A 25,105-nucleotide genomic window follows, 5' to 3' on the forward strand; every position below is an offset into this window, starting at 1 on the left:
CGAGAATTATAGTTTCATTGTAGGTTCGGCTAATAGCGCTTACAATCTCGTTCTCTTTACGTTCTTTTACTTGTTTTACTTCATTGCCGTTTTCATAACCGTTCCCTGAATTCCTGCGGTGTCAAACCGGTCATTTTCTTGAAAAAGATAGCAAAATAGGAGGGGGACGCGAACCCGAGGCGCTGCGCAATGTCTTGCACTTTCCATCTCGAGTCCGCCAACATCGCTTTAGCTTCCTTCAACCTCGAGGATTGAATATATTCGGAAACGTTGCGCCCGGTCTGCTGCTTGTAATAACGCGAGAAATAGGAAGGGTTCATAAATACAACGTCGGCCATTTTGATAAGAGACAAATCCTCGCCCAAATGCTCGTCGATAAACCGGTGTATTTTCTCTATTAGCGCTTGCTCGCCTTGCACCTGTTCCTTCCTATGCACACTCCCCATATCGACGATCGTCATCGTTGGCGTCAGCCTGTCGTTTTTGCCGATCCAGGATTTCATCTTCTCCAGCTCTTGATGAACTTCGTTCCAAGACAACGCCGTCCCGGAAATCATGAACGATACGTCGACGCCCAACGTGGCCTGGCACGAGTTCTGCACCGATTCGAGCATCCCTTTCAAATACGCCGCCGCGGCCTTCCAATCCGGAGTCCGATCCGGCAACGTCAAACGCTGCGAATCCGGATTCGGCTGTATTAACCAAACGAGCGCGGAGTTGTCGAACAGCAGCTCTTCCGCTGCGAGCAACGAGGTCATCGCCGTTGTAAAGATGCGTTGGATCGAATGGTAAGCGTGCAGCTTATTTCCCTCTCCCCACTTCGTCACGAATCCGGATAGGAGAATAACGGGAAGATCCGTGCGAATCAGAAACGTTAACGAACAAAACGGCTCCCGCGAAAGAAGCTCTTGAAGCGGTTCCGCAAGGAGCAATGCCTCCAAAAACTGCTTCTTGATAAGCGGCTGAACGTACGCCGTCTCCTTTAGCGCTTGCTCGAGCAGCGCCTCGTTCTTCATCTCGGCGTCCAGCTTATCGACTACGGCCTGAACGGCGGCGAGAAGTGTGGCGTCATCCTCATGCTTCAGAATGTAGTTCTCCACGTTTTTCTGAAAAGCCGCATATGCATACTCGAACTCGCTGTAACCTGTCAGAAAGATGACTTTGCAGGACGGCCAATAAAATAAGATTTCGTCGATCAACTGCAAACCGTTGATCTCCGGCATGCGTATATCGCTCAATACGAGATCCACTTTCACTTGCTGAATGATATCCATAACCTCGTAAGCGGAAGTCGCTTCCCACACGTCAAGTTCCATTTCGCTTTCCGAGAACAATTGCACCAAGCCTTTCACGATCGCCGGCTCGTCATCAATAATGAGCATTCTATACATTTTTCCATCCCCCTTGGACGAGTATGATCACATCAACGCGAAGACCGCCGAGCGGGCTTCGCGATACGGCCACGCCGCTCTCTTCGCCGTATTTAAGCCTGATTCTACCGTTGACGTTCAAAATGCCCGTTTTCTCCGCAACGCCGGAATTCATCTTCAATCGTTCCTCCAGCAGCCGGATCTGCTCGTCCGTTAATTGAGCGCCGTCATCCTCGATACGGAAAACGATACGGCTATTCTCTTCGACAATTCGCACATGAAGGATACCGCCTTTCGAGCTATGCTCGAACGCATGCTCGAACGCATTCTCGATGATCGGCTGCAAAATAAGGCGCGGGATTTGAATAGAATGCAGATGAGGCGGCAGCTTGTCGTATTGCAGTTCGATCCGGTTCGAGAAGCGAATCCGTTGAATTTCGCAATAATCGAGAGCATTCTGATACTCCATTCGCAGTGCGACCTCGTCCGAACCGCTTCTCGTGATGAAATGGTAGTAGCTGGCCAGTCTCTGCGCCAACGTCGCGGCGGTCTCCTGATCTCCGGATTTGCAGAAGCGGTAAATGTTATAAAAGCCGTTGTACAAAAAGTGCGGATTGATTTGCGACTGGAGCTGCTTCAGTTCCGACTGCTGGAGCGCCATTTTCTGTTCATAATTTTGCCGGACCGAGACGTTAAGCTTCTTCATCATGTTGTCGAAGCTTCGATAAATGTAATCGAATTCGTTATCCCGTTGAGGCGGGGCGGACATATGCAGATGATCGAGTTCCGTCTTGCGGAACGACTGGATCAATTTATAAAGCGGCTTGTGAATCATCCGATTAACCGAGAAAGAAAACAGGAAGATAACGATAAAGGACACGATGAACAGAACGAAAAACCATGTATTGAATTTTTTCAGCGGACCGGTAATTTGCTCTTCCGTTACATAGGTCAGTAATTTCCACCCATAGGAGTGGAGGGCCGTTACCAATATTAAATAAGTCTCGTCGTTCGCCCGAACCTGCAAATATTCATGCACTTCCCCGATCTTGTTGTCGGGCAATTGCTCGATCATCGTTCCGATAATTCGAGCGTCGGCTTCATCGAAAATCACTGGGGTGCGTAACGGTTCGTCGATAATCGCTACCCCTGCGCCGCTGCCTCCTTGGACGAGCTGCTGAAGCGTTTGTTGAAACCGGCTGACTGACAGTTCCAAGTAGGAAACGAAGTTATCGTTATTCGACGATTTGACGAAAATAATGGTGTCCTTAGAGTAATACACCGCCTTGTTCATGCCGGATTCCATTCTTGACTTCACCGAGTTCCATTCGTCATTCGGTAAATTTTTCACTCCGCCTCGCGTGGAGATCGTCTTGCCGTAGGATTTAATATACACCCCGGAATTGATGATGTAAGGACTCGCGTTCTGTATGGTCGCCAACTTTTCGCCTATGGATTTCACAAGCATGATTTCTTGGAATTTGTCGAGCGAATCGGACATAAATCCAAGCTTCTGCAAGTCGGAATCATTCAGAAACTCCAACTGCCGGCCGCGGATAAAATCGATCGAGCTTTCCAACTGCACGGCGTAAAAATTGGCGTTCGCCAGATGGGAAGACAAAATCTGTTTCTTGACGAACGAAAAGCCCATATAGTTGATTCCGATATGGATAGCGTAAGCCGGAATCATCAATACAAAAAACACGATGATGATTTTCTGGTAGACGAATAATGGGGTGCGCTTCAACGGCATTAACGGCCTCACTCGTGTTCACCTCTGTTTGTAAGCGGATTCAACACAGTTTATATTAACGGATGCTGCAATTCAATAGATGACGATGAATCGAGTTGCCTGCACAAAAAAAGAAACGGCACAGGGCGTTGTTTCCCCATGCCGATTCGGACTCCGTTTTTATTCCCGGTCCAGTCTTTGAGATTAATATAATTTAATTTAATTTAATGACGTTGTTATTTCCAGCAATCTGACGATCATCACCGCCGCTTCGGCCCGGGTGACCAAGCCCTCTGCAACGAACCGGTTGCCTCCGCGGCCTTCGATCAAGCCGCCCTGTGCCGCAGCGGCCGCATAACCTCTAACCCAGACCGGAATGCGCTCGTCGTCCGCGAATCCGGTATTCTCGCCGCTCTTCACCGACAGATTCGCCGCTCGGACAATAACAGCCGTCAGCTCGGCCCGCGTCATATGGGCCTGAGGGCGGAAGCTGCCATCGCTATAGCCCGTAATCCAGCCGGCTTGCACAGCGGACTTCACCGCATCGGCCGCCCATCCGCCGATTTGCGTTTGATCTGCAAAGTCGGGAACGATTGCTTCATTCGACGGCGCTCGAAATCGCTGATGACGTAATTAAAATCCGCTGCCGCACGAGCGGAGTCGGTTTCTTCCGCCGCAAACGCATGGCCCGTATCCCCATTGTCTATAACGTCCCAGACGCCTGACAGACAAATGACCAGAAGGATGACACCCAACTTTTTAAGCATACGCCGTTCATTCCTCCTTAAAGGATTTTCATATCCGATTTCATAGCTTTAAATCGTCTATCCTTTGATTGCGGAGCTTGAGAACCCTTGAATAATATACTTCTGACCGAGGAAGAAGACGACGAGCAGCGGCACGACTCCCGCCGTGGCGGCGGCCATCATCATGTTGTAATCCACCCCGGCTTCCAGCATAAAATTCTGCATGCCAAGCGGTACCGTATACAGCTTTTTGTCGAGCAGGAAAATCAAGGCGTTCTCGTAATCGTTCCATGTCCATGTAAAATCAATAATCGCGAAGGTGGCTAGAACCGGCTTGGAAAGCGGCAGAAACAATTGCCAGAAAATCCTAAAATGACCGGCTCCGTCAATAAAGGCCGCCTCGGATATTTCATGCGGGATACTCATAAAAAATTGCCGAATCATGAACACGCCGAATACCGTAAACAAGCCCGGCAGAATGAGCGCCCAATGGGTATTGTAGATTTTCATCCAATCAAACATAATGAATTTCGGCACAAACAGCACTTGCTGCGGAATCATCATCAGACATAGATACAACAGAAAGATAACGTTCCTTCCCTGGAACGGGATGCGGCTGAAGCCATAGGCGGCAAATGCGGCCAACAAAGGAGCCCCGATCATCAAAATCACGGATATTTTCAGCGAGTTTAAGTAAAACGGCAGAAATCCGTCTCCGGCCGTCCACACCTTAATATGGTTGGTCCACACCGGATCGAGCGGAATCCACTGAATCGGATAGGTGAAGACGTCCTTTGCTTTTTTGAACGAGGTGCTGATCATCCAGATCATGGGCGACAGCAGCAGCAGACTGGCCAGCGCCATGAGGATCGTATTGAGGCCTTTAAGCGCTTGTTCTTTGATGACTCTGGCATTTCTTGTATTCATTGTGCTTCTTCCCCTCCGTTAGTAATGGACCCATTTTTTCTGGCCAGCCCACTGAATAAGCGAGATGACGAGGATGATCAGGAACATGGTCCACGAAACGGCGGAGGCGTAGCCCATTTCATAAAAGTTAAACGCTTTCTTATAAGCGAAAATAGAGAAAACCGTCGTACTGTTGGCAGGGCCTCCTTGTGTAATCGCATAGATCATGCCAAAGCCTTTGACGGAGCCGATGAAGCCGGTAATCATCAGGAAAAAGGTCGTCGGGCTGACCAACGGGAGTATAATCAAACGCAGCAGCTGCCCGAACGTCGCTCCGTCCATCTTGGCGGCTTCCAGCTGCTCCGAGGACATTTCCTGCAGCGCGGCCAAATAGATAATCATGTTGTACCCGACGCCGCCGGCGGTCATCATGATCAGCACCGCATAGATCGCCGTATCCGGCGAAGCGAACCACAGCGGAGGCTCGCTTAAGCCCACGGATCGCAAGAAGGCGTTAATCGGGCCGTTGGTGGGCTGAAACAGTACCATCCAAACGAATGCAATGGCGATGCCGCTGGTGAAATACGGAGCGAAGAAGAAGGCCCGCAGCGTCCTCTGAAAATAAGTCCGGTTATTAAGCATGACCGCAATCAGAAATCCGAGCATAATCGAAATCGGTACGGGGATTAACACCAGCAAGGTGTTTCTGACCGATACAGCAAATAAATCGTCCCTCACCATCATCCTGAAATTATCCAATCCGACAAAATGCGGGCTTTGCCCGCTAGCGAATACCCAATCCGTAAACATTAAATAAAAGGAGAACAGGGCAGGAATGAGCATAAATACCGTCATTCCAATCAGATTGGGGGCAATGAATACATAACCAATCAGCCTCTGCCGCTTCATCCAGCTCACGATCGGTCACCGCCTTTCTCTCTGTATCATGTGTAAGTTTGAATCTTCATGCCGCTGTCACCGAAGAGGGAGGCGGCGCCTACCCCCGTCTCCCTCCGGTTCCGGCGACTTTATTGAGAGGACTCCTGCAAATTTTTGTTATGCACCCGCGCCAGTTCCTTCGCGCCTTCCTCCGGAGTCAGCTTGCGTGAAAAAATGTTGTCATAGACGGCCTGCTGCTCGGTTCCCGTCTTCCGATCCAGACGGCTGAGACCCAGCGGAAGGTCCCCGAATATAACCCGCTTAATCGACTCCAGATCGTACGTGTCCTCCACGCCTTTGAACATAAGGGCAACGGCCTCATCGATCGGAAAGTCCTTGGATGCAGGCACTCGGCCGCCTGCCGCCATTGGGAGCATTCCGCCGTCCGCATACCACTTGATGAATTTCCAGGCCGCTTCCGGATTTTTGGTGCGAGGATTGATGGAAATGACGTCTCCCGTGCCGCCGGCATAAATATAATCGGCTTGATCCTTGTCCACCTTGGGAGCCGGAGCCGCCGCCACCTTGAACGTCCGCGGAAATTCCGTCAGATTGTTCGTCGTACGGAAAATCTGGTTCGTCGAGAACAGCATCGCCGCTTCTCCTTTGACAAACATTTGATCCAGGGCAGGCTTGGAGGTAATCTGCTCTGTGTGAGGCATCAAGCTCTTGTCCGTGAACATCATGTCCAAATACACCTGAAGCGTTTTAACCGTAAACGGATTATCGAATGCCGAGGTCCCGTCCGGGTTCGTCAACTGCAAGCTTTGCTTTCTCATGGAGCCGTTGATCGGCACATTGAAATAATAATCGCTTTGCGCCAGTCCCCAAACGTTGTCATCCTTCAGCTTGGCGGCATAATCTCTAAGCTCGTCCAGTCCCCATTCCGTCGGTACCGGCAGCCCCTTGGCGTCGAGCATATCCTTGTTCAACCAGACTAACGATGGACCTTTCGAAGTAGGAACCCCGTAGTACTTGTCGTCCGCTTTCCAGAAAGAGGCGCCTTCGCCCATCTTCTCATCCACGCTGTAATCGGAGAATGTGTTCAGATCAAGCGCATTCCCCGCTTTAATCCGTTTCTCGTATAAGCTGTAGTCGTAGTTGACGTACATGTCCACGGGCTGGCTGGACATCAATGCCGTATCCAGCTTCAGATTGCCGGCGTCGTCATTGACGAACCGCACGTATTCCAATTGAATATCCGGATTTTCCTTGTTCCAGTTGTCGACGACCTCCTGCGGGCCGTTTTCAGGCGGTACGCCTCCCCATAGGGTCAGCTTGACCGGGTCTGCGCTCCCCGTTGCGCTGGGCTCGACGCTTGAGGATGGCGAGGAGGATGGCGCGGCGGAAGACGCCGTTCCTCCATTGCCGTTATTTCCGTTCCCGCTGCAGCCGGCAAGCATCAGAGATACCGCTACAACCGATGCCAAGCCTGTGACCAACCGCTTTCCTTTTCTCATCTTTCTTGCAACCTCCCTAAGCTGGTGTTTGATTCATCCCAACTATATCAATTCGCTCCTGGGCCTATAAGGGACGAAACTTGCAGGTTGACCGTACAAAACTTAGTCCTTTTTCTCTCGCCTGAAGGAGCTGGGAGTTTGTCCGACGAGTCGCTTAAACGTTTTGATGAAGTACGCGTCGTCGGTAAAGCCGGTCTGACTCGCGATCTCTTCTACGCTGAGCTTGGAATGCAGCAGCAGACGCTTGGCTTGTTCAATCCGAAGATTTCGCAAGTACGCGATGGGCGTCAGGCCGGTCTTTTTGCCGAATACAGTGCTCAAGTAGTCCACGTTAATGGCTACCAGTCTGGCCAGATCCGTAACCTTGATATTTTCCTTGTAATGCTCCGCCATATATTGAATCACCCGGTTCACCTCCGGATGGTCCGTATAGCTAATATCTTCTTCCCGTTTATGCCGAATAAGCTCTCGTATGGCTTGCAGCGCATGCGCAAGCAGCGATTCATGGCTTACGGCCGAATAGACTTCCGTCTCATCCTCCGTCTTCCGTCCGGCCAGCATCGTCAAAATGTGCAGCAGATGGGTCGCGCGTTTTTTTACTTCCACATGGGACAGGGACGAAGCTTTCATGCCCTCCCAGATTTGCGCTGCCGCCTCCGCGCATTTGGCTTCATTCAGTTCTTCAAAACTGCGGATCAGCTCAACCTCCAACTCCTCGATCGGTGTCACGCCTTCTCTCGCAGCCGGATAAGCCTCTTGGCTGTACCAATCGCCATTTAATCGGTTCACCGCCTGAAGCCAGTCATCGGGCAGACGAACCAAACTGTTGCCTTCCGCCGAATCTCCCTTCTTCCGAAACTTCCAGCAAAAGAAAGTCGTCTGACCCGCATCGTGAAAGGATTGGACAAGCAGATAGCCTTCCTGCCATATACCGGCCTGATCGAGACTAGCGGGAACGCCCCCGCTTAGCACAACGACAATATCCAGACTCAGATTGCGAAATTTCTCCATTGATGAGGTTAGTTCGGCCAAATTTGCCTGGACTGCCGCCCCTGTCCCTTGAATTCCCGCCCAGATGCGATGATAGAAAGGGTAGAGCGCCTCTCCCGCTCCTCTCAGTTCGGCTAGCAATTCCTCCTTGATCCTTCCCAGGCTTTCCAGCAGAACGTCATCGTTCAAAGACAGCTTTAGTAAATAGTTGGAGGCCCCATATTGCAAGGCGTCCCGCGCATAGTCGAAATGATTCATGGCCGTCAGCATAATAAAACGGCTGCGTATTCCCGCCTTCCGCGTTTCCTTCAGCAGTTCAATTCCGTCCATGCCCGGCATGACAATATCGGCGATTACGACGTCGGGCTTCAACTCCAGAATCGCTGCCAACGCTTCCTCGCCGTTCCCCGCTTCTCCCGCAACGCAATACCCGTGGCTCTCCCAATCCAGAAGTTCCCGGATAGCTTCACGGACAAATCCTTCATCTTCCACCAATAAAATCGTCCACATGCCGGTCGTCTCCTTCCTGCGAATACGGCGCTGCAATCAGTAAAGGCAAGCGAATCCTTACCAGAGTCCCGCTCCCGTCCGAGATCAGTTCAACAGCTCCCTCCTGTTTAAAAAGCAGTTGCACCCTTTCCCTTAAATTACTCAGCCCGATCCCGTGCCCGCTGCGTCTTCCCGGCTTGCGGGCCGCTTCTTCCATACCGATGCCGTTATCCTCCACTTCCAGAATAAGCTCGTTTCCTTCCGCTCGCGCCCTGACCCATATGGTGCCGTGGCCTTCAACCCGGTTAAAGCCATGGACGATCGCGTTCTCTACCAGCGGCTGCAGGCTGAGCTTGGGAACAAGCGCATAACGTACCGCTTCCTCCGTCTCATAGACGATGGCGAATTGCTCGCGGAATCGAAACGCTTGAATGGATTCATAGGATCGCAGCAATTGAATCTCGTCTTTGAGCGGAATCAGCTCGATATCCGAATTCAGGCTCGCCTCCAGAATTAAGCCCAGCGAAGTGCAGATGCCCGAAATTTCCTCCTGTTTTTCTTTTCTGGCCATCCATTTGACCGTGTTCAAGGTGTTAAGCAGAAAATGCGGATTCATCTGATACAGCAGCATTTGAAAACGAACCAGCTGTTTTTGCCGTTCCTCCTGCTTCAGCTTGGCAATGAGCTCGACAACGTCGTCAATCATCCGATTGAAGCTTGCGCTGAGCGATTGAATCTCATCCGTTGCGCCTTTGTTGATCGATATTTTCACATTCAGCTTCTTGTCCGAGGCTTCCTCCATGCTCCGCTTCAAAACGGACAACGGCTGGGTCATGCGCGACGCCAGAAAGAAAGTCATCAGCATGAAAGCGGTTACTACAAAAATTAGAAACATATAGATCATCAGCCTTAAACGCCGAACCTCCTGCTGCAGCTCGTTTAAGGGCATTTGGCTAACGACGTACCAGTCCAACTCTTCTATATAGCTGTAATTGACGAGAGACAGCGTCCGTTCGTCCTTGTAGTGGCCGTTTTGCGTTTGCGCTGAGATAATTCTCTTCATGCTGTCCAGACTGAAAGCGGCCTCCTTGTTCTGCAGCACCGTCTCTCCCCGTCCGGTGAAAATGGTCAGCCCCTGATTGGCCGGATTATCTTTTAACGTATTGTGAAACCATTCCTGCACATTGATGCTGATTCGCGCCAGCCCGTAATTGCCGCGCAGCTCGTCATTCAGCATCAGATATAAACTCAGCAGCTTGCTGCCCTGGCTGCTTCTGACGTCGTTCGAATCGTCCGCTACCCAGCGGTAAGGGCGACTGCCGGCTTGCAGTTTCGTTTGCCATTCCTGTAATTCTTCCCGTTCGTTCGTTAACTGGCTATTGGGCGCATAGGAAGTGTATACGTTGCCGTTGCGGTCGATAAAACGAAAATACAGCTCCGTCTGGTGGAAAAAGAAGCTGTTATTGATGCCGAACATTTTGCTTTCTACGATTTTCTTTCGTTCAAGAGGATCATACTTGTCGGGATTGTGCATGATCTGAATCAGGCTTTCGTCCTGGCTCAGAATCGTATTCGATTTATAGGCAAAGGCCATCATATCCGTCAAGGAAATATACACCTGCTGCATGCGCTCGGACATGCGGTCGATCATATCGTTCTGCCGAGTCGTTTCGAAGTATTGGAACAGATAATAAATCGCGATGCACAAGGGCAGCATCAGAAGGGTAATATACGCGACAAAAAGTCTATACTTCAACGTGTTCGGGAGCCAGCTTCGCCAGTTCTGCATGTATCGGTCACTCCTCTATGCGATTCAAGTGTCTCAGACATAACCTTCATTTTAGCACACTCCCGAACGACGTCAGCAGGTCAAAAACTTGTAGATTTACATAACAATTCTTAGAAGCCGGAAGTATTCTGATGCGTCCGATCCCTACTGCCGGCTTATCTATCGGAGCGCCTCACGCATATCTTATAGAAGCTTTGTGAAGCGAGGCAAGGCGCATAATTTGATCGAGGTCGCAATATTTTCACGCCTTATAACTAAATAAACTGATACCAGTTGGATACCGGTATCAGTTTATAACAAAGCTTATTTCTTGCCCATACGCTTGGCCGCGCGACGCTTTCTGGCGGCGCGAATCTTTCTGAGAACCTCTGCAAGGTCTGTGCCCGAATCCTGAATGGCTGCGATTTCCGCATCGGACAGGGCAAGCGAGGATACAACGAGCGATGAAGCCTGATTATCGAAATTCAAAGTCGATAGGTCCGGAATGTTCGCAGTGGGATTAAACTTAACGAAGTCACCTGAGTATCCGGTGCCTTCGAATAAAACGACAGTCCCCGTCAAACCTGCACCGGTAGTGAATCTGAGACTCTCAATGGTATTGTTCAGACCGACTGACGACAAATTTCTAATTCCGAGACTTCCCCGAAATCTTCTGACTGTGCCCGTAAAATTAGTGCCCGAAAATAACTGCAAAAAGGGATTTACCGCCTTAGTACCTACTCTCTTCGGAACTGGTTTTTTCCTGTTAATCAATCGAACTCCTCCTCTAATTGAGAGATAGTTCAATCTATGAAAGGAGGATCGATACGGTTTGTCCATTTGACCAAAACTACGTCTATTTTTAAGTCCATGTCCGGGAATCGAATGAACGTCGTTGTTGACGCCGCCGTCCAATACCCACGTCCCGCCATCCGGCAGCTTGGCAGCATGATCGATGCTGAAGTCCGGGGCCGGATTGATAATCGTGCCGTAGCCTCGCCAACGATCGCCCCCAACTTGTTCAGGTGAACTGTCCATGGTCTACGAATCCAATATGGGACTTCTTGCACCGGGCGAACGCTACTCCTATGAACAAATATTGGAAATCCATTATATCACAATATCAGCATAAACCTAATGGATTCGTGCTATACATCTTCTCATTATGGGTACATCGGAAGAATGCGTCTTCTGTGCGCTGCGGCGGCATCCTTATGCAGATTGTAAGCTTTGAAAAACCTTTAGTGCATCTGGATGCGACTGTTAAAATCAGCTATACTTAAACTAAGGACGGTGATTATCATGAACTTCGTCAGAAAAATAACCAACAGTGATGCACTAAAGCATCTCGTCGATCTCCCTGAAGAACTTCGGAATCAGGATGTTGAATTAATCATATTACCTATCGGAGAACCATCTCCATTCAAACAAGCAATCCCCCCTTCGCCTACCGCTAGAGGTGCATTGAAACAATACGCCAACTCGGATTTAATTCAATTCGAACAAGGTGCTTGGGAAAAGGGCGTGCAAGAAAAACATGAACATCGTTGATGCAAATTTAATACTGCGTTATTTGCTTCAAGATGCGGCTCAGTTCATTGAACAAGCCCGAGATAAAATCGAAGACCACAACATTTTTATTCCCAATGAAGTCGTTGCCGAAGTCGTCTATGTATTGGAAAAAGTATATAAAGTGGAGCGGGTTCATATTTTTGATTCGTTACGGAACTTGCTCTCCTACCGCAACATATCCATGCATGACCGAAACATCTTGATCGAAGCATTAAAGGTCTACAGTGAAATTAATATCGATTTTGTCGACTCCCTGCTTTTCTCCTACTCGAAGATCGGTGGACATACCATTTTCACTTTTGATAAGAAGCTTAACCAGTTGCTGGATGAACTAGGAAATGCATAATAAAAATGCTTCTCAACAAGTTCGATTTGAACTCGTGAGAAGCATTTTTTTGTTCCATGTGGTCAAAATGTGGTCAAATGACGCTTTCTAACTTGAGTTTCAGGAGTCACGGGAGGGCTGGGGAAAGTGACCCAAAACCACTCCGGATATTTATTCGATTCGAACATCGTCATCGCCATTCTAGACAACGATCATGCCACCGTTAACTTAGTACGACAAGCCCAAGAAGAAAAACGGCGAATATTCTTTTCGACGATTACGGTATGTGAAGTACTGAGCGGCGTCAAACACAATTCCCCGTTCGACCACACCATTATTCCTTGACAGGCAATGCTCACTTCGCCGCCGCTGGCGAATACTACACGGGGAATGCCGACGATCGCCTCCGTGCCCGGCGGAGAAATCAGCCCTAAATGCAGTTGATCTTCCTCCTTACGCAAATCAAGCTCGATCCTGCCTTTGATCGAAGGGACGACAAGGCTCAAAGAGGTCAACGACGACAACTGCGGCATGACGAAATACGTTTCATACCCCGGAGTTGCCGGATACAAGCCGGCTACATACTTGGCCAGAATCGTCAGCGGTCCTCCCGACCAGGCGTGATTGCGCGTGCCGTGAATCGAGAAATGCTCCCACAACGTGGAGTTTTCGTTGTCCGTCAAAGGCGCGTATCTCGCCTTCATACGCATCAGCGCTTGATCCGGATAGCCTATCCGATACATCGCTTCCAGTACATAGCCTTCCATATAGGGTGTAGCGTTCCACACCTCTCCCAGCAAGGCGGCAATTGCCGGCCACTTGTCCCGACTCGCCAACCCCGCGAGCACAGCGACGGCATTCGCCCTATCGTCTGTGAATTCTCCCGACCGATAGCCGTCACCCTTCCAAAAGGCCAGGTCGAATTGACTCCGGATGCTTGTCGCCCGAGTCTCGATCCAGGCCATATCGTCAGTGCGCTCAATCAGCACGGCCATCGTTTTAGCCGCCTGCAGCGCGGAATAGTACCACGCAGTACGTCACCGTCTATTTTCTCGCCGTGCTCATACCAGTACCAATCGCCCTTACGAGGTTCGATCAGGCTGTCCGCGTTCGTCTCCCAGAGCCGCAAATAGTTGATGACGGCGGGATAGCTTGGGGCGATCACGGATGCATCCCCGCTGTTCATATAATAGGGAAGAATCATGCCGAATTCACCGATCGCGTTCAGCGATTGGGCCGGAAGCTCGCTGCTATGGATGCCCGGAACAGGGCGGGACAGATCGAATGTTTTCCTCAAAATGACCCAGCTATTGGGCGGACCGTTGCCTTGTCCCCATATCCATTCGCCGTCCGGAACTGTCCACCCATTTAATTATCCTCCAATTTCAACCACATCGTCCAGGCTATTGAGAAAGAAAGTCCGAAGTCAGATTATCGTTTTCAGCCCCCCCCTTTATTGCAGGATTTAACAACGGATGAGCTCTATTTGCCCTACTTTTCACTGGAAGTAGGGCAGGGAATTTGCTGTTCAATAACGCGTAACGATGCCTAACTATCCGCCCGCAACTCTGCGATTTGCATATAGTAGTTCGAAAAACTATCCGGGCTCAACTTAGTACCGACAATGCGCACATATTGGGCCATCACAGGATTCGCGAACGCGAACATCTGCTCTTTCGATCCAGGATTGCCATAGCTCGAATAAGTCTGGCCCGGAATCAGGGTCCACGTCGTGCCGTTCGTGCTGTACTCTAGCTTGAAATCGATCGGAAAGCAAACTCCCCCGCTTCGCGGCAATACGCGAACTTGCTTAACCTGCTGGGGGGCGCCCAGATCGATGGACACCCATTCCGTATGATTGCTGTCCGAATAGCCGTTGGACGACCACGAAGTCGCCGCGTTATTGTCCCTTGCGTTCGCGTCCCCCCAGCCTGATAATGCGCTGGAAGAGCCGCCGTTGGTGCGGATTCGCTCGGTCCATGTGTCATAGTAAAGCTTGCGCAAGTATGCCATTTTGCCAATGACGTTCATGTCACCCAACTGGAATACATATGACGCTCCTTCCGCCGACATCTCCGTGGACAACATTCGGATGTACTGGGCACTGACAGCCTCAGTGAAATAAAAAGTGCGCGATGAAGTTCCTGGATTCGGATAATTCGCATATGTTTGTCCCGGCACATCGGTCCAGGCGGAGCCTTCCGCACTGTACTGGAATTTGAACCCTTTCGGAAATCCGGTTCCGCCCGGTCGGGGCTGAACAGTTATCCCGTTAATCGTTTCAGTCCTGCCCAAATTGATGCCGACATATTCTGCCACCGTCGCGGATGAACCAATATTGCTGGACCAAACGGTGTTCAAATTGTTGTCCAAAATCCGGGTCGACTCCCAGCCGGGCAGTTGGCTCGAGTGAACCGTCGTTTTGGCCGGCGGCGCATTCCAGACAAGCGGCGCGAATTCGACGAGATGGAAGGCGTACTGACCGCCTTCGCTGTTCGGCATCACAGTTGCGACGACCCTCACGTACCGAGCGTTCACCCCGGAATCAAAATAGAGCTTTACTTCGCTGCTCGAAGGGTTCGGGTAATTCACATACCGCTGTCCAGGCACATTCGACCAGTTCACGCCGTCCGTAGATGTTTCCAGCCTGAAGTCGATCGGGAAGAAGAGTCCGCCTCCCCTCGGCACTAACTTCACTCCGCGAACCAGCTTGCTTGCGCCAAGATCGGCCTGCAAATATTCGGAACCATCAGCTGTAACGCTCCAATTGCTGGCCCAAGCCGTTCCCCAATTGTTGTCCGCGCCGTTCGACGCTGGCCAACCGGGCAGGTTGCTGGATGCCGTTACCGCCGTTGGCGCTGCTCTTTCAAAGGAGTTGCGGTTCTGCCCGCTCCATATCCATCTCGCGTTCGTGCCGTTCATCTTGCTGATTGTGCCGTATGGCTGAGTCCCATTCGAGCCGTAGTCTACCGCATTGTTCCATTCCGTATCGTCAAATCCGCCCGATCTCCAGTCCGCCAACGGTTTGTCGGTCGTTACTTTCCAAGAACTGTCCGTTGCGATAACTGTACCATCCGGCAACGTATAGTCACCGATAAAACCTGCACTGCCGTCCGCATTCTTTGCCTCGACGGCCAGTACATTCAAGCCTGCGTTTGGCTTGTACATACCAATCGAAGCGATCGTCCAATCGTTGTTGGCTCCCAAGATGCCGTCGTTGAACGTGCCTTGGGACGCTACCCGTGTCTTCACCGTTGGATCGCTTATCGTCGATAAGTCAAAAGACGACCCCGGGCTGCGGGACAAGGTGACGGTCTGGCCAGCCGTAATTGCTGTGGTGATGTCGAAAGCGCCGGAGACGGCTGTTCCGTTTATCGTCCAAGAATAGGGGCTGTTGTTGCTAAGCGCCTGAATCCGGACAGATGTCGGCGTCGTCGTAATTTTCAGATTCATATCCCAGTAGTAGAGGTTTTCCATGCCCAGAGAAGTTAAGGAAGTCGGCAAATTCGGCGTTACTTTCAAACCGTCGACGTCCATCTTGACGCCCATCAAACCGTATAGCGCAAAGTAGGGCACCAAGCCCGACTCCGGAAACTCACCCCAGAAACCGATCGACCCTTCGGAACCGTGCTGGTTCATCTCCCCATCGATCAACGGATTGCCTCCGCTGAGATGGTCGGCTTTGTTGAACCGGGTCAATATCTCCTGAAGCCTTGCATAGGCGTTGTTCGCGCCCTTTCCATTAATACGGGTCATCAATTCATAGAACGCTGTGTAGAAGGAGGTGCCTCCATTCTGAATTTGCGCGTTGTAATCCGCCGGCGGCGTATATCCCATGACCCACCAACCGCCGCTCGGATTGTCCGGATTCGGCTCGAGAAATGTCCGTGGCCCTATGATCCATTTGCTGAAAGCGTCTGTGCTGCCGGAGCCGGTCGTTTTGGAAGCGAACGCGTCGATCATTTGCGCTGATTTGGTCGCATCTGCCAGACCCGCGAACGCCGCTTCGAAATTTAGCCACGTCCCCCAATAATCCCTCGCAGTGCCCGTATCGTCAACGTTCAGTTTATAGTGGTCGACCGACCAGAACGTATTGTTGTATCCGGTGAACAAATCGGCCGCCTTGGCCGTTAAGCTATTGAACTCTGTCGAGTTGCCAACCAGTTTCTCGATTTCCGCCATTGCATTTAAGGCTAAGTAAGCATTAATGTTGCCGTAACCGTCCTTATATCCGAAAGGGAGAATATCCCAATAGCTGCCGCCGGCGTCTCCCGAACGTCCCCGATGGTCGGCGTGCGTATCGATGAAGAGCTTGCTGGTGGTATCGTACTGCGTCAGCATATAGTTCATCGCGTTGCGCAGCCGTGAGATATTCATCTTCAAAAACGTCCGATCTCCGGTGGCCATCACGTATCGGTACGAACCGTTGATGAAATTGGCCGGCGAGCTGATACGATGAAGGTGGTCATGACTTTGATCCGCCGCCGGCCACCCCGGCAGCCCCCACCATGCCCAGGTATAGCCGCTCGCATCCTGCTGCGTATTGGACAGTTCGTAAGCTTCACGATCGCGGAAGCCGCTGTTCAGAAACGAGCGCTGAAGCCCCATCCATTCCTTCCAGGCAGTGCTGGTTCCGCCGGCCGGCCACCCGAAAGCGCGCTCATACACAAGCTCGTTCAATGAATTCGCGAACGAACTGTCAGACGCGCTGAACTTCGGATACCAGCCGATGACGTTGGAGGTCGAATGCGGCAGCACCTCGATCGTCATGCTCCGATCGACAAACTGACCGTTGTTCAACACATACGGCACCGAACTCTCCTCGTTATTCGTAAAACTCAGCGTCATCATGTTGCTGAACCCGCTGCTCGGCCGCATGACGCCGGTGCTTGGCGATATTTTCAAATCGTAATTGTTCGTCCCGTACAAATAGATCCACTCGCCCTCCAGGCTTAGAGAAATATCCTCAACAAGCCGCTTGTAAGAGCGGGTATTGATATATTTTCCTTTGGAATCGACAAAGCGGTCGAACAAAATCTGGGTCCAATCGCTGAAAGAATACCCGTCCCTATCGAACGGCGTATCGATATAGAACCCCACTGAGTGCGCTTTTGTCCCGTTTGCCGTCGCCGTTACGCGGTACTGGTTTTCCATCCGGTTTCCATTCAGCGTAATCGTCCAGTCTCCTTTCATATTGGTACCGGGGAACGGAATGTCGTTAATGGAAAGTGTGCTGCCGCTGATCGACCAAGTGCCGCTCGTTCCGTTGCCGGCCACATTCAGGTTGGCGCCCATATACATGTTGCTTGCAATAATATCGGTCGCTTGGTAATTGCCGCCGCCGGCCGGATCGACTTTCATCACATCGATCATACCGTTGATGCCGGACAAATAAATATAGCCATTGCTTAGCGTGTATCGGGTTGACAAGGATGCCGCGCCAGCCGCGAAGGGCGGAAGAAGCGCGAACAAGATGGCGACGGTCATAAGGACGGACAGCCATTTCATTTTGTACATTTCAAACGATACCTCCTTGTATAATCGAAATTGTAAGGTCATTCCAATCTTTTTCCATTTGATCTGGATGATAATTCGGGTTGGATTGCGTGATCGAAGCACGATGGATATGCTTTTTAAGATTTAATCGCGCCGGAGACCATGCCTTCTATGTAGTATTTCATACCGAAGCTGATGACCAATATCGTCGGAATACTGCCAATAATATAACCCGCGAAGGAAAGCCCGATATCCGACTGCCCCGATCGGTTCAAACTGACCGCAGCCATCGTAAATGTTTGTTTTTCTTGGGCTAGAACGATGAACGGCCATAAGTAATCGCTATATACAGCTAGGAAGGTAACGATTCCGACCGTCGCAAGAATGGGCAGACATAGCGGAAGAGCGATCCGCGAATAGAGATAAAACTCGTTCCCTCCATCGATCCTAGCCGCTTCGAACAATTCCTCCGGAAGCGATTCGAAGAACGTTCGGCATAGCAGAACCCCAAGTAATTGCGTTCCTGCGATATAGGGAAGAATCAATCCGAGATAACTATTCGTTATTCCAAGCTCGGCAATAATCGCGTAAAGCGGCACGATCGTCAACAAAGAAGGAATCATCATGACGCCGATCAGGAGGATGTACAGCAATCCTTTTAGCGGAAACCTATGTCTGGCAAATACGTAACCGGAAAGTGATCCAAGTACGACGGCTCCGATAACGGTAACGATACATACATATAAAGAATTCCCGATACTGAATTTCACGACGTTCCAGGCATCCGAATAATTAGCCCACTTTATAACTTCAGGCATCCCCCAGAAGTCGATCAAGATCTCGATTTGATCTTTAAACGAGAAGAAGAACAAAATTACGAACGGAACAAGTGTGATGATCAAGAGTACGACCAATACGGCAGATCCCGTCCATTTCGACAAGCGCGCGGCCATGGCGATACCCCCTAATAATCTGTTTTCAAAAATTTCATATTAAAAAACGTCAGCACTAAAATGACAAGGAACAGTGACACCCCGATAGCTGATCCGTAACCGTATCGAGAGCTGCCGAATGCCGCATTGTACATAACCATCGCTGGATTCGTCGTCGATACGCCGGGTCCGCCGGCCGTTAAAACCATAATTTTCACGAAATCCTGCAAGCTGGATATAATCGTTAATATCGTAATGACTTTGAACTGTGGGATCAGGAATGGAATATGCATCTTCGTAAACACTTGCCAACCGTTCGCCCCATCGATTCTTGCCGCCTCGATCTGTTCCTGGTTCATCCCGCCAATGGCCGCGTAATAGATAAGAAAAGGCAGTCCGGCGATAAAAGGAAATCCGAAAAATACAATAGACCATATAGCGGTCTTCTCATTGCCTAACCAAGCGTGAGTCCAGCTTTCCAAACCAACGGCGATAAGCAGTTGATTGATCAGTCCATTGTTAGGATCATAGATGTTCTGCCATAACAGAATCGTTACGATCCCCGGCAGAAGCATAGGCAGAATAAACCCCGTCCGAAAAAAATACTTGAATTTAATTCCTCCGATAAGAAAAACGAGTTCCGCTGCGATTAACGGAAATATTAGCGCCTTCAGGATATCGGTGAGCGTATAGATCAGTTGATTGGTTGCACTCGTCAGGAATACAGTATCGCGAAACATCTCCCGAAAATTATCCAAACCGATCCATTCCGAAGTCACTAAATTCCATTTGGTAAAGGAGTGGATAAAAGCCAGAATGACGGGATAATACAGAAACGCGAAAATAAATATAAATGACGGTACTAGAAACAAGTAAGAGACACAGTACTTACGTAATCTAGATGTATGCATCTGCTCCTTCTCCTTCATTAGTAGCTATGAAAGACGGACAAGTAGGAAGGGGACGGCCTCTTCGCCATCCCGCCATACTTCACTTATCACCACGTTACGGATCCGTCTTCGGATTCAAATCCCAATTGTTCTCAGCAATAAATTTCTCGTTCGTCCTCGTCGTAAATTCCGCCTTTTTCTTCAGGAATCTCTCTAGGGTTATCTTGTCGTTATAAAATTGCAATTGCAATGCTTTTAACTCGCTGGTTAGGTTTATTTCCCCTGTTGGATTGCCGTTCGCGATTTGACCGATATTCTGATTCATGTTACCCGCCGTAATGAAACCGGTAAGATAGCTGTTAACTTCATCAGACATCGTAACGCCTTTGACCAAGCTCGGTCCTTGAACGAATTGGCCGGCTTCGATTGTTGTCGTATATATAACTTGGGCTTCTGCGGGCGAGAAGATGAATTTCAGGAAATCTTTGGCACGTGCAACCTTGTCTTCGTCGTTCTTCATCTTGTTCGTGATGGCGATTTGATGACCCGGTACTAGAATCCCGCGCGGATGATCAGGGAAATTGGGATCAGGCGTCTTGAAGTCCGGAAATTTGAATGTTCCCCATGCGAATGCTTTGTCTTTCAGAAGCTTCTGATCTTTCAGTATGGTTCCGACTTGCCAGCTGCCGTTCCAGTATGCTGCTGCTTTCCCGGAGATGAAGAGCTTATAAGCATCCGCATCCGACATCGTTGCGTAACCAGGTTGCAGATAGGTTGAGAGTTGCTTTAAGATCGTCCAGTACTTTTTCTCCGCGGCGCCTTCCATGTCATATTTACCGCTTTTCCATAACGCCATGCGTCTCTCCGGATCTTCGACCACACCGATATCGAAGAAGGGATTGTCTACCGTATATTTGACTTTGGAGTTAATGGCTTCTACTTCCGGGGTACTGCGTGCATCTCCAGGTTGAATGAAAATTTCAGGCAAGAGCGAACGTGCCGCCCAATCGGTGAATGCCCCAATCATCCAGCCGGTCGTATCCTGGCCCGGCACTTGTGTAAGGGCCAGCGGTATGACTCCGGAGTCCTTCAGCTTCTGAAATGAATCGAACATATCTTCCCATGTCGTAGGCGCTTCGGTAATTCCCGCTTTGGCAAATAAATCTTTGTTGTAATAGAAGCCGGTACCCACAAGATCGAACGGTACCATGAAGATGTCTCCGGCATCCGAGTAAGCATAAGGCCAGTAAGCAGCGTCAACACCATCCCACAATGAAATTCCATCATTATAAGGATTTGGTTCCTTAACAAACTCATCTAATGGCAAAATGAAATTTTTCTTGATATTGTTGCTCGGACTATCGCCGAGCAAGTTGGCATGGACAAGATCTGGGGCATCATCGCCGCCGGCAGCCATCTTCGCTTGGAAGGACGCTGTGTAAGTCGGATTATCAACGACGATGTCGATTTTGACCGTCGTTTCCGGATGAAGCTTATTGTAATCTTCGGCCGCTTTCTTCAACCCATCCGTATAGTAATTCTGAATGGTCGAGAAAACGATCGTTTTCTTAACTTTCGGCACTTCGGATGCCGATGGCGATTCTCCTGGCGATACCGAACTAGTCGAGGCGCTTCCGCCGGGAGATGGAGAATTGCTCGAACCCGGATTCGATTTGGAGCAGCCCGCCAGAATAACTAATACCATGGTGACCGCCATTAGTAGTGCTGTAAACCTTTTCACTTCCATTTTCTTTTCCCCCTTATTTTCATTGCTTTACCCAGAATTAAAAATCCACGTATCCTTCAGAACGACACCCCATTCAGGCCACCTGACCTACTTAAAAAAACGTGCAAGATGCCCCAGGGACTTTAAAATGCCCTGCTGTTCGGCTTCGACGGTGCCCCAATAACGGTGGTCCTCGAGTTCGATGCTAACTGGCCCTTCGTATCCGACTCTCTCCAGTTGGATGGCGACCTTGCCCCAATCTATCGCACCTTGGCCCGGTATCGTATACCTCCATGAACCATCCGAGAAACGGTACCTGGAACCGAAAGTAGCCGGAAGGCTTCCAACTTCGTAGCAGTCTTCCTGCATGATCTCTGTGTCTTTGCCGTGGCAGTGCAGCAACTTCTCTCCGAACTCGCGCAGAAACCGGATGTAGTCAATGCCCAGACGAACGAGATGAGACGGATCGTAACACACCCCAAGATGCGCGGAGGGAATCGCCTTGAACATGGCGCGTAGCATTTCGGGCGTACAGCCAAGCGCGTTGTACTGCGGCCCGTTGCCTGGCCAACCCTCGATGGCGAGATATACGTTTTCTTCCTCCGCATGGCTTACAATCTCCGGAAACAACTCGGACCAGATTTCAAAACCTCGCGTACGGGGCATATTCGCATCCTCTGGCACAAGACACATGAACATCGTTTGGCCGCCAAGAGAGGAAACAGTCGTTATCTGACGCTTGAACGAATCCAGCGCTTCCGCGCGCACACTCTCGTCCTCGCTCAGCAGTTGTCCCAGATTTTGCGCATCCACCGTGCCGATCGCCAGATCTGCTTCCTCGCAGCTTTTCTTGACCAGCTCCGTCAGTTTGGGCACGTCCAGCACTTCGATGCCGACTCCCGCCGCCCATTGCGCGACTTGCCGGATGCCCTGCTCATGCAGCTTCGGAGGTATCCGCATTCCAATTCGGTAGTTCATTCTTTACCTCCCGTTACATTCTAGATGTTTCTTGTAAATATCTTCGAGCAGCCGCACATCGTACACGGCATCCTCGGCGGGCGAGCAGAACGGCGTGCCGTCCCGAACCGCGGCGATGAAATGCTTCATTTCCTCTTTGTACGGCCAGGTGCGGCCGTTCTCCGGGAACATTTTGCTGAGCGTCTTGTCCCCCTTGCTGCCTACGAACAGCTCTACGCCCGCAGGCACGTTGCGCAGCAACAAATTCGGGCTGTCGCTGCGGATGTAGCCGCCTTCAAAGAAAATTTGCGTATGCTCGTTCCACTCGTGGCTCTTCATATTGCCGGTTTCTATTATCGTTGTAACTCCTCGGACATCGAGCACTGCGACGCCGGTTACACCGTCTTTCGTGTCAAGCGTCGCCGATTTCACGGTAATGTCCCGTCCGGAAGCATCCATAAACCATCGGATCAGATTAACGTTATGCGTATACTGCTGCACATACGAAATATAGCCCATCTGATGTTCGGGAGGGAGCCACTCCGGCCAATCGATTTGCACGTCCGGAATCGATTCGGTCGAATTTTCGAATGGGGTGTCGAGGCCGCCGATCCATTCCCCAACAATGCCGGAATTCCGGATATACCGGATTTGCCCCATCTCCCCGGAAACGCGGTATTCTTCAAGCAACTTCTTGGTCAGCAAATTTCCGGCGTCGTACCGCTTCATGTAGCCGATCATCAGTCGTTTGCCACTTTGCACTTCGGCCTGGCAGATACGTTCAGCCTGCTCCGAGCTGATGGCCATCGGCTTTTCCATGAAGACGTGTTTCCCGTGCTTAAGCAGGTCGATTGCGATTTCTCCTTGGTTCGCATAGTGGCCGGACAAGCCGACCGCTTCGATCGATTTGTCCGATGCCAGTTGAAGATGGTTCTCGTACAGATTCGGAATGTTCCAACGCTGCTGCACTTTCCGTCCCAATTCTTTGCGGACTTCCGCAATTGCGACCAGCTCGCACTCGTCCTCCAGCGACAAAATATTGGGGATATGTACTTTCTGCGCCATAAATCCGCAGCCGATATACCCCATTCTCAGTTTGCTCATGCCTGATCCCCTTTCTTCATCCCTGCTTGTCGGCTCAACTTGTTGCCGTTCACTTCTTGTTGATATACCATTCTGTCGCTTCGGCTACGACTTCCGTCGCACCGCTATCGTACATCCGCTTCACGTATTCATCCCAGTTCTTGTCAAAGTCGGCTTGCGCTCCGAGGATGATTTTTGCGGAGTACTCGTCCCGAACCGACGCCAGCTTGCCGGCGTATTTCGATCTCGATTCGAGAATGACTGGCACGGCTTCATGCGCCATAACCGTCGTGATCAGCTTGCGTTGCTCGTAATAAGGATTACTTTTCTTGTCTTCCTCGGAGACGAACGTCGTCGTTTCCTGTAATGCTTTCATCAGGTTGCCTGTATTGCCCTGATAGTCGATTGTTCCGTTGATCGTATTGATCATACCCCACCAGAGCGGGTGGCCTGTCGGGCCTTCACCGTTCGCCGGGTCCCAGTCCTTGTTCTGTTCTTCGGCCTTGATGCCGTAGAACACGCCGTCCTTGTAGGATTCGTAATGAATGCCTTCGATGCCGACAGACATCAGCTTTCGGGCTTCGTCGGTCGTCATATATTCCAGGAACTCCAGACTCTTCTCGACGTTTTTACTCGTAGACGGCATTACGTTGACCATCCAGTTCCATTGAGAGTCATTGGCGGTCGCTCCGTTCGTCGAGGCCGCATCGTGAGGGATCGGAAACAGCAGCTCGATCGTTGCCTGCGGAGAGTTCTGTAAGGTGGCCTCCAGCGTTTTCGACCACATCGGAGAATAAGCGATGCCCGTCTTGCCGGCGATAAACTGGTTTATCGAAATATCCTTGTCCTTGATCGTGATAAAATCTTTGTTAATCAAGCCGTCGTCGTACAGCCTCTTAATAAATTGCAGAGCTTTTTTATACTCCGGGCTCGTGGCGGTATAGACGATGGAGCCGTTCTCCTCCTTGAACGCAACGGGCTGCACAAAGGCAGTCATCAGGAATCCCCACGGGTCAAAAGGTGTAACATACATCGCTAACGTGTCGTCTAGTCCGTTCTGATCAGGATCATTCTCTTTGAACGCCTTGAACACGTTGTACAAATCTTCAGGCGTCCTTGGCATCGGCAATCCAACGTTTTTCAACCAGTCGGTGCGGATGCCGGCGATCCAGCCGCCGCTCGGCTGTGTGAGTTGGGGAATGCCATAGATTTTTCCATCGATCAAATATTTCTTGAACAAAGGATCGGTTGCAATGACTTTCAAATTCGGATATTTTCCAGAATTAAGCAAATCGTCCAGCGGCGTCAAAATGCCGCTCCGGGCCAATTTGGGATAATTCAGCTGGGAGTCTTCCAGCGCGATAACGTCGACCTTTTCTTTGGAAGCCAACATCGTGTTGCTCTTGGTTACATATTGATCCCACGGTGTTGTGATGAATTCAAGCTTCGTGTTCGTTCTCTTCTGGAGCTCCAACAGGACTCTGTCCTTGGTTGGATCCTGGGTGACAGCTACCCGGAAGATGCGGAGCTCGACCGGAGCACCGACTCCTTCCGACGAAGTGCCGGGTTCGTTGCTGCCGGTAGTATTCCCCTCGTCGTTCCCGCTGCAAGCGACCACGGTGAACACCATGGCGATCAAGAGACCAAGTTTGAGCCAAACTTTCCGCTTACTTGTTCTCATACAGCTGCACCTGCCTTTTGGGTTTGAAAACTTTCTGTCGTTC

Annotated in this window: 21 protein-coding genes and 1 pseudogene; 3 read left to right on the forward strand and 19 right to left on the reverse strand. The window is 50.5% G+C overall.

Annotated features, from left to right (window positions below; genetic code table 11):
- Window positions 1-92: 92 nt before the first annotated feature.
- The 10 genes from J4772_RS04610 to J4772_RS04655 all read right to left on the reverse strand — a co-directional run bounded on the left by J4772_RS04610 (window position 93) and on the right by J4772_RS04655 (window position 11,438).
- A complete protein-coding gene (locus tag J4772_RS04610) occupies window positions 93-1,391 on the reverse strand; it encodes a response regulator transcription factor (protein ID WP_209074319.1) in 1,299 nt (432 codons plus the stop codon).
- A complete protein-coding gene (locus tag J4772_RS04615) occupies window positions 1,384-3,135 on the reverse strand; it encodes a sensor histidine kinase (protein WP_209074320.1) in 1,752 nt (583 codons plus the stop codon). The genes J4772_RS04610 and J4772_RS04615 overlap by 8 nt, the downstream gene beginning before the upstream one ends.
- A gap of 186 nt (window positions 3,136-3,321) precedes the next feature.
- On the reverse strand, window positions 3,322-3,642 hold the full coding sequence (locus J4772_RS04620) for an S-layer homology domain-containing protein (protein ID WP_209074321.1): 321 nt from the start codon (window positions 3,640-3,642) through the stop codon (window positions 3,322-3,324).
- Entirely contained in the window at window positions 3,639-3,869 is a 231-nt protein-coding gene (locus tag J4772_RS04625; RefSeq protein ID WP_209074322.1) for a hypothetical protein, read from the reverse strand. The genes J4772_RS04620 and J4772_RS04625 overlap by 4 nt, the downstream gene beginning before the upstream one ends.
- Before the next feature lie 57 nt (window positions 3,870-3,926).
- Window positions 3,927-4,775, reverse strand: a complete 849-nt coding sequence (locus J4772_RS04630) for a carbohydrate ABC transporter permease (protein ID WP_209074323.1) — start codon at window positions 4,773-4,775, stop codon at window positions 3,927-3,929.
- An 18-nt stretch (window positions 4,776-4,793) separates the two neighbouring features.
- Window positions 4,794-5,663: a carbohydrate ABC transporter permease gene (locus J4772_RS04635; protein WP_116060284.1), complete on the reverse strand. Its 870-nt coding sequence runs from the start codon at window positions 5,661-5,663 to the stop codon at window positions 4,794-4,796.
- Window positions 5,664-5,782: 119 nt separating this feature from the next.
- Window positions 5,783-7,153, reverse strand: coding sequence for an ABC transporter substrate-binding protein (locus tag J4772_RS04640; RefSeq protein WP_209074324.1), 1,371 nt, complete (start codon window positions 7,151-7,153; stop codon window positions 5,783-5,785).
- 102 nt (window positions 7,154-7,255) lie between these two features.
- On the reverse strand, window positions 7,256-8,653 hold the full coding sequence (locus tag J4772_RS04645; protein ID WP_209074325.1) for a response regulator: 1,398 nt from the start codon (window positions 8,651-8,653) through the stop codon (window positions 7,256-7,258).
- A complete protein-coding gene (locus tag J4772_RS04650) occupies window positions 8,625-10,421 on the reverse strand; it encodes a cache domain-containing sensor histidine kinase (protein ID WP_209074326.1) in 1,797 nt (598 codons plus the stop codon). Before J4772_RS04650 ends, J4772_RS04645 begins: the two co-directional genes overlap by 29 nt.
- A 303-nt stretch (window positions 10,422-10,724) precedes the next feature.
- Window positions 10,725-11,438 (reverse strand): hypothetical protein, encoded by a 714-nt coding sequence (locus J4772_RS04655; protein ID WP_209074327.1) that lies wholly within the window; start codon window positions 11,436-11,438, stop codon window positions 10,725-10,727.
- A gap of 264 nt (window positions 11,439-11,702) precedes the next feature.
- Between J4772_RS04655 and J4772_RS04660 the strand changes: the two genes are divergently transcribed.
- The 3 genes from J4772_RS04660 to J4772_RS04670 all read left to right on the forward strand — a co-directional run bounded on the left by J4772_RS04660 (window position 11,703) and on the right by J4772_RS04670 (window position 12,642).
- A complete protein-coding gene (locus J4772_RS04660) occupies window positions 11,703-11,951 on the forward strand; it encodes a hypothetical protein (RefSeq protein ID WP_209074328.1) in 249 nt (82 codons plus the stop codon).
- Window positions 11,938-12,318, forward strand: a complete 381-nt coding sequence (locus J4772_RS04665; RefSeq protein WP_209074329.1) for a type II toxin-antitoxin system VapC family toxin — start codon at window positions 11,938-11,940, stop codon at window positions 12,316-12,318. Before J4772_RS04660 ends, J4772_RS04665 begins: the two co-directional genes overlap by 14 nt.
- A 126-nt stretch (window positions 12,319-12,444) precedes the next feature.
- Window positions 12,445-12,642 carry a PIN domain-containing protein gene (locus J4772_RS04670; protein ID WP_247741020.1) on the forward strand — a complete coding sequence of 66 codons (198 nt, stop codon included), beginning with the start codon at window positions 12,445-12,447 and terminating at the stop codon, window positions 12,640-12,642.
- A 50-nt stretch (window positions 12,643-12,692) separates the two neighbouring features.
- Here the strand turns inward: J4772_RS04670 and J4772_RS37485 are convergent.
- From J4772_RS37485 to J4772_RS04710, 9 genes and pseudogenes are all read right to left on the reverse strand, one after another.
- A pseudogene (locus J4772_RS37485) lies at window positions 12,693-13,292 on the reverse strand (alpha-L-rhamnosidase C-terminal domain-containing protein); the annotation flags it as partial.
- On the reverse strand, window positions 13,280-13,594 hold the full coding sequence (locus tag J4772_RS04675) for a hypothetical protein (RefSeq protein ID WP_209074330.1): 315 nt from the start codon (window positions 13,592-13,594) through the stop codon (window positions 13,280-13,282). The gene J4772_RS04675 and the pseudogene J4772_RS37485, both read right to left, overlap by 13 nt.
- 251 nt (window positions 13,595-13,845) lie before the next feature.
- Window positions 13,846-17,814, reverse strand: coding sequence for a discoidin domain-containing protein (locus J4772_RS04680; protein WP_209074331.1), 3,969 nt, complete (start codon window positions 17,812-17,814; stop codon window positions 13,846-13,848).
- A gap of 116 nt (window positions 17,815-17,930) precedes the next feature.
- Complete coding sequence (locus tag J4772_RS04685) at window positions 17,931-18,746, reverse strand: carbohydrate ABC transporter permease (RefSeq protein ID WP_209074332.1); 816 nt, start codon at window positions 18,744-18,746, stop codon at window positions 17,931-17,933.
- Between the two features lie 11 nt (window positions 18,747-18,757).
- A complete protein-coding gene (locus tag J4772_RS04690; RefSeq protein ID WP_209074333.1) occupies window positions 18,758-19,636 on the reverse strand; it encodes a carbohydrate ABC transporter permease in 879 nt (292 codons plus the stop codon).
- A 94-nt stretch (window positions 19,637-19,730) separates the two neighbouring features.
- Window positions 19,731-21,362, reverse strand: coding sequence for an ABC transporter substrate-binding protein (locus J4772_RS04695; protein ID WP_209074334.1), 1,632 nt, complete (start codon window positions 21,360-21,362; stop codon window positions 19,731-19,733).
- Window positions 21,363-21,449: 87 nt separating this feature from the next.
- Window positions 21,450-22,319, reverse strand: coding sequence for a sugar phosphate isomerase/epimerase family protein (locus J4772_RS04700; protein ID WP_209074335.1), 870 nt, complete (start codon window positions 22,317-22,319; stop codon window positions 21,450-21,452).
- Between the two features lie 3 nt (window positions 22,320-22,322).
- Window positions 22,323-23,402 carry a Gfo/Idh/MocA family protein gene (locus J4772_RS04705; protein ID WP_209074336.1) on the reverse strand — a complete coding sequence of 360 codons (1,080 nt, stop codon included), beginning with the start codon at window positions 23,400-23,402 and terminating at the stop codon, window positions 22,323-22,325.
- A 49-nt stretch (window positions 23,403-23,451) separates the two neighbouring features.
- On the reverse strand, window positions 23,452-25,062 hold the full coding sequence (locus J4772_RS04710) for an extracellular solute-binding protein (RefSeq protein ID WP_209074337.1): 1,611 nt from the start codon (window positions 25,060-25,062) through the stop codon (window positions 23,452-23,454).
- Window positions 25,063-25,105: the final 43 nt, after the last annotated feature.

Source organism: Cohnella sp. LGH (genome assembly GCF_017671885.1).
Taxonomy (GTDB): Bacteria; Bacillota; Bacilli; order Paenibacillales; family Paenibacillaceae; genus Cohnella; species Cohnella phaseoli.

What these genes read in the sequence shown, in the direction of transcription:
- J4772_RS04610 (WP_209074319.1), bottom strand. Translation starts at nt 1,391, where the DNA reads ATGTATAGAATGCTCATTATTGATGACGAGCCGGCGATCGTGAAAGGC.
- J4772_RS04625 (WP_209074322.1), bottom strand. Translation starts at nt 3,869, where the DNA reads ATGCTTAAAAAGTTGGGTGTCATCCTTCTGGTCATTTGTCTGTCAGGC.
- J4772_RS04630 (WP_209074323.1), bottom strand. Translation starts at nt 4,775, where the DNA reads ATGAATACAAGAAATGCCAGAGTCATCAAAGAACAAGCGCTTAAAGGC.
- J4772_RS04635 (WP_116060284.1), bottom strand. Translation starts at nt 5,663, where the DNA reads ATGAAGCGGCAGAGGCTGATTGGTTATGTATTCATTGCCCCCAATCTG.
- J4772_RS04640 (WP_209074324.1), bottom strand. Translation starts at nt 7,153, where the DNA reads ATGAGAAAAGGAAAGCGGTTGGTCACAGGCTTGGCATCGGTTGTAGCG.
- J4772_RS04645 (WP_209074325.1), bottom strand. Translation starts at nt 8,653, where the DNA reads ATGTGGACGATTTTATTGGTGGAAGATGAAGGATTTGTCCGTGAAGCT.
- J4772_RS04650 (WP_209074326.1), bottom strand. Translation starts at nt 10,421, where the DNA reads ATGCAGAACTGGCGAAGCTGGCTCCCGAACACGTTGAAGTATAGACTT.
- J4772_RS04655 (WP_209074327.1), bottom strand. Translation starts at nt 11,438, where the DNA reads ATGGACAGTTCACCTGAACAAGTTGGGGGCGATCGTTGGCGAGGCTAC.
- J4772_RS04660 (WP_209074328.1), top strand. Translation starts at nt 11,703, where the DNA reads ATGAACTTCGTCAGAAAAATAACCAACAGTGATGCACTAAAGCATCTC.
- J4772_RS04665 (WP_209074329.1), top strand. Translation starts at nt 11,938, where the DNA reads ATGAACATCGTTGATGCAAATTTAATACTGCGTTATTTGCTTCAAGAT.
- J4772_RS04680 (WP_209074331.1), bottom strand. Translation starts at nt 17,814, where the DNA reads ATGTACAAAATGAAATGGCTGTCCGTCCTTATGACCGTCGCCATCTTG.
- J4772_RS04685 (WP_209074332.1), bottom strand. Translation starts at nt 18,746, where the DNA reads ATGGCCGCGCGCTTGTCGAAATGGACGGGATCTGCCGTATTGGTCGTA.
- J4772_RS04690 (WP_209074333.1), bottom strand. Translation starts at nt 19,636, where the DNA reads ATGCATACATCTAGATTACGTAAGTACTGTGTCTCTTACTTGTTTCTA.
- J4772_RS04695 (WP_209074334.1), bottom strand. Translation starts at nt 21,362, where the DNA reads ATGGAAGTGAAAAGGTTTACAGCACTACTAATGGCGGTCACCATGGTA.
- J4772_RS04700 (WP_209074335.1), bottom strand. Translation starts at nt 22,319, where the DNA reads ATGAACTACCGAATTGGAATGCGGATACCTCCGAAGCTGCATGAGCAG.
- J4772_RS04705 (WP_209074336.1), bottom strand. Translation starts at nt 23,402, where the DNA reads ATGAGCAAACTGAGAATGGGGTATATCGGCTGCGGATTTATGGCGCAG.
- J4772_RS04710 (WP_209074337.1), bottom strand. Translation starts at nt 25,062, where the DNA reads ATGAGAACAAGTAAGCGGAAAGTTTGGCTCAAACTTGGTCTCTTGATC.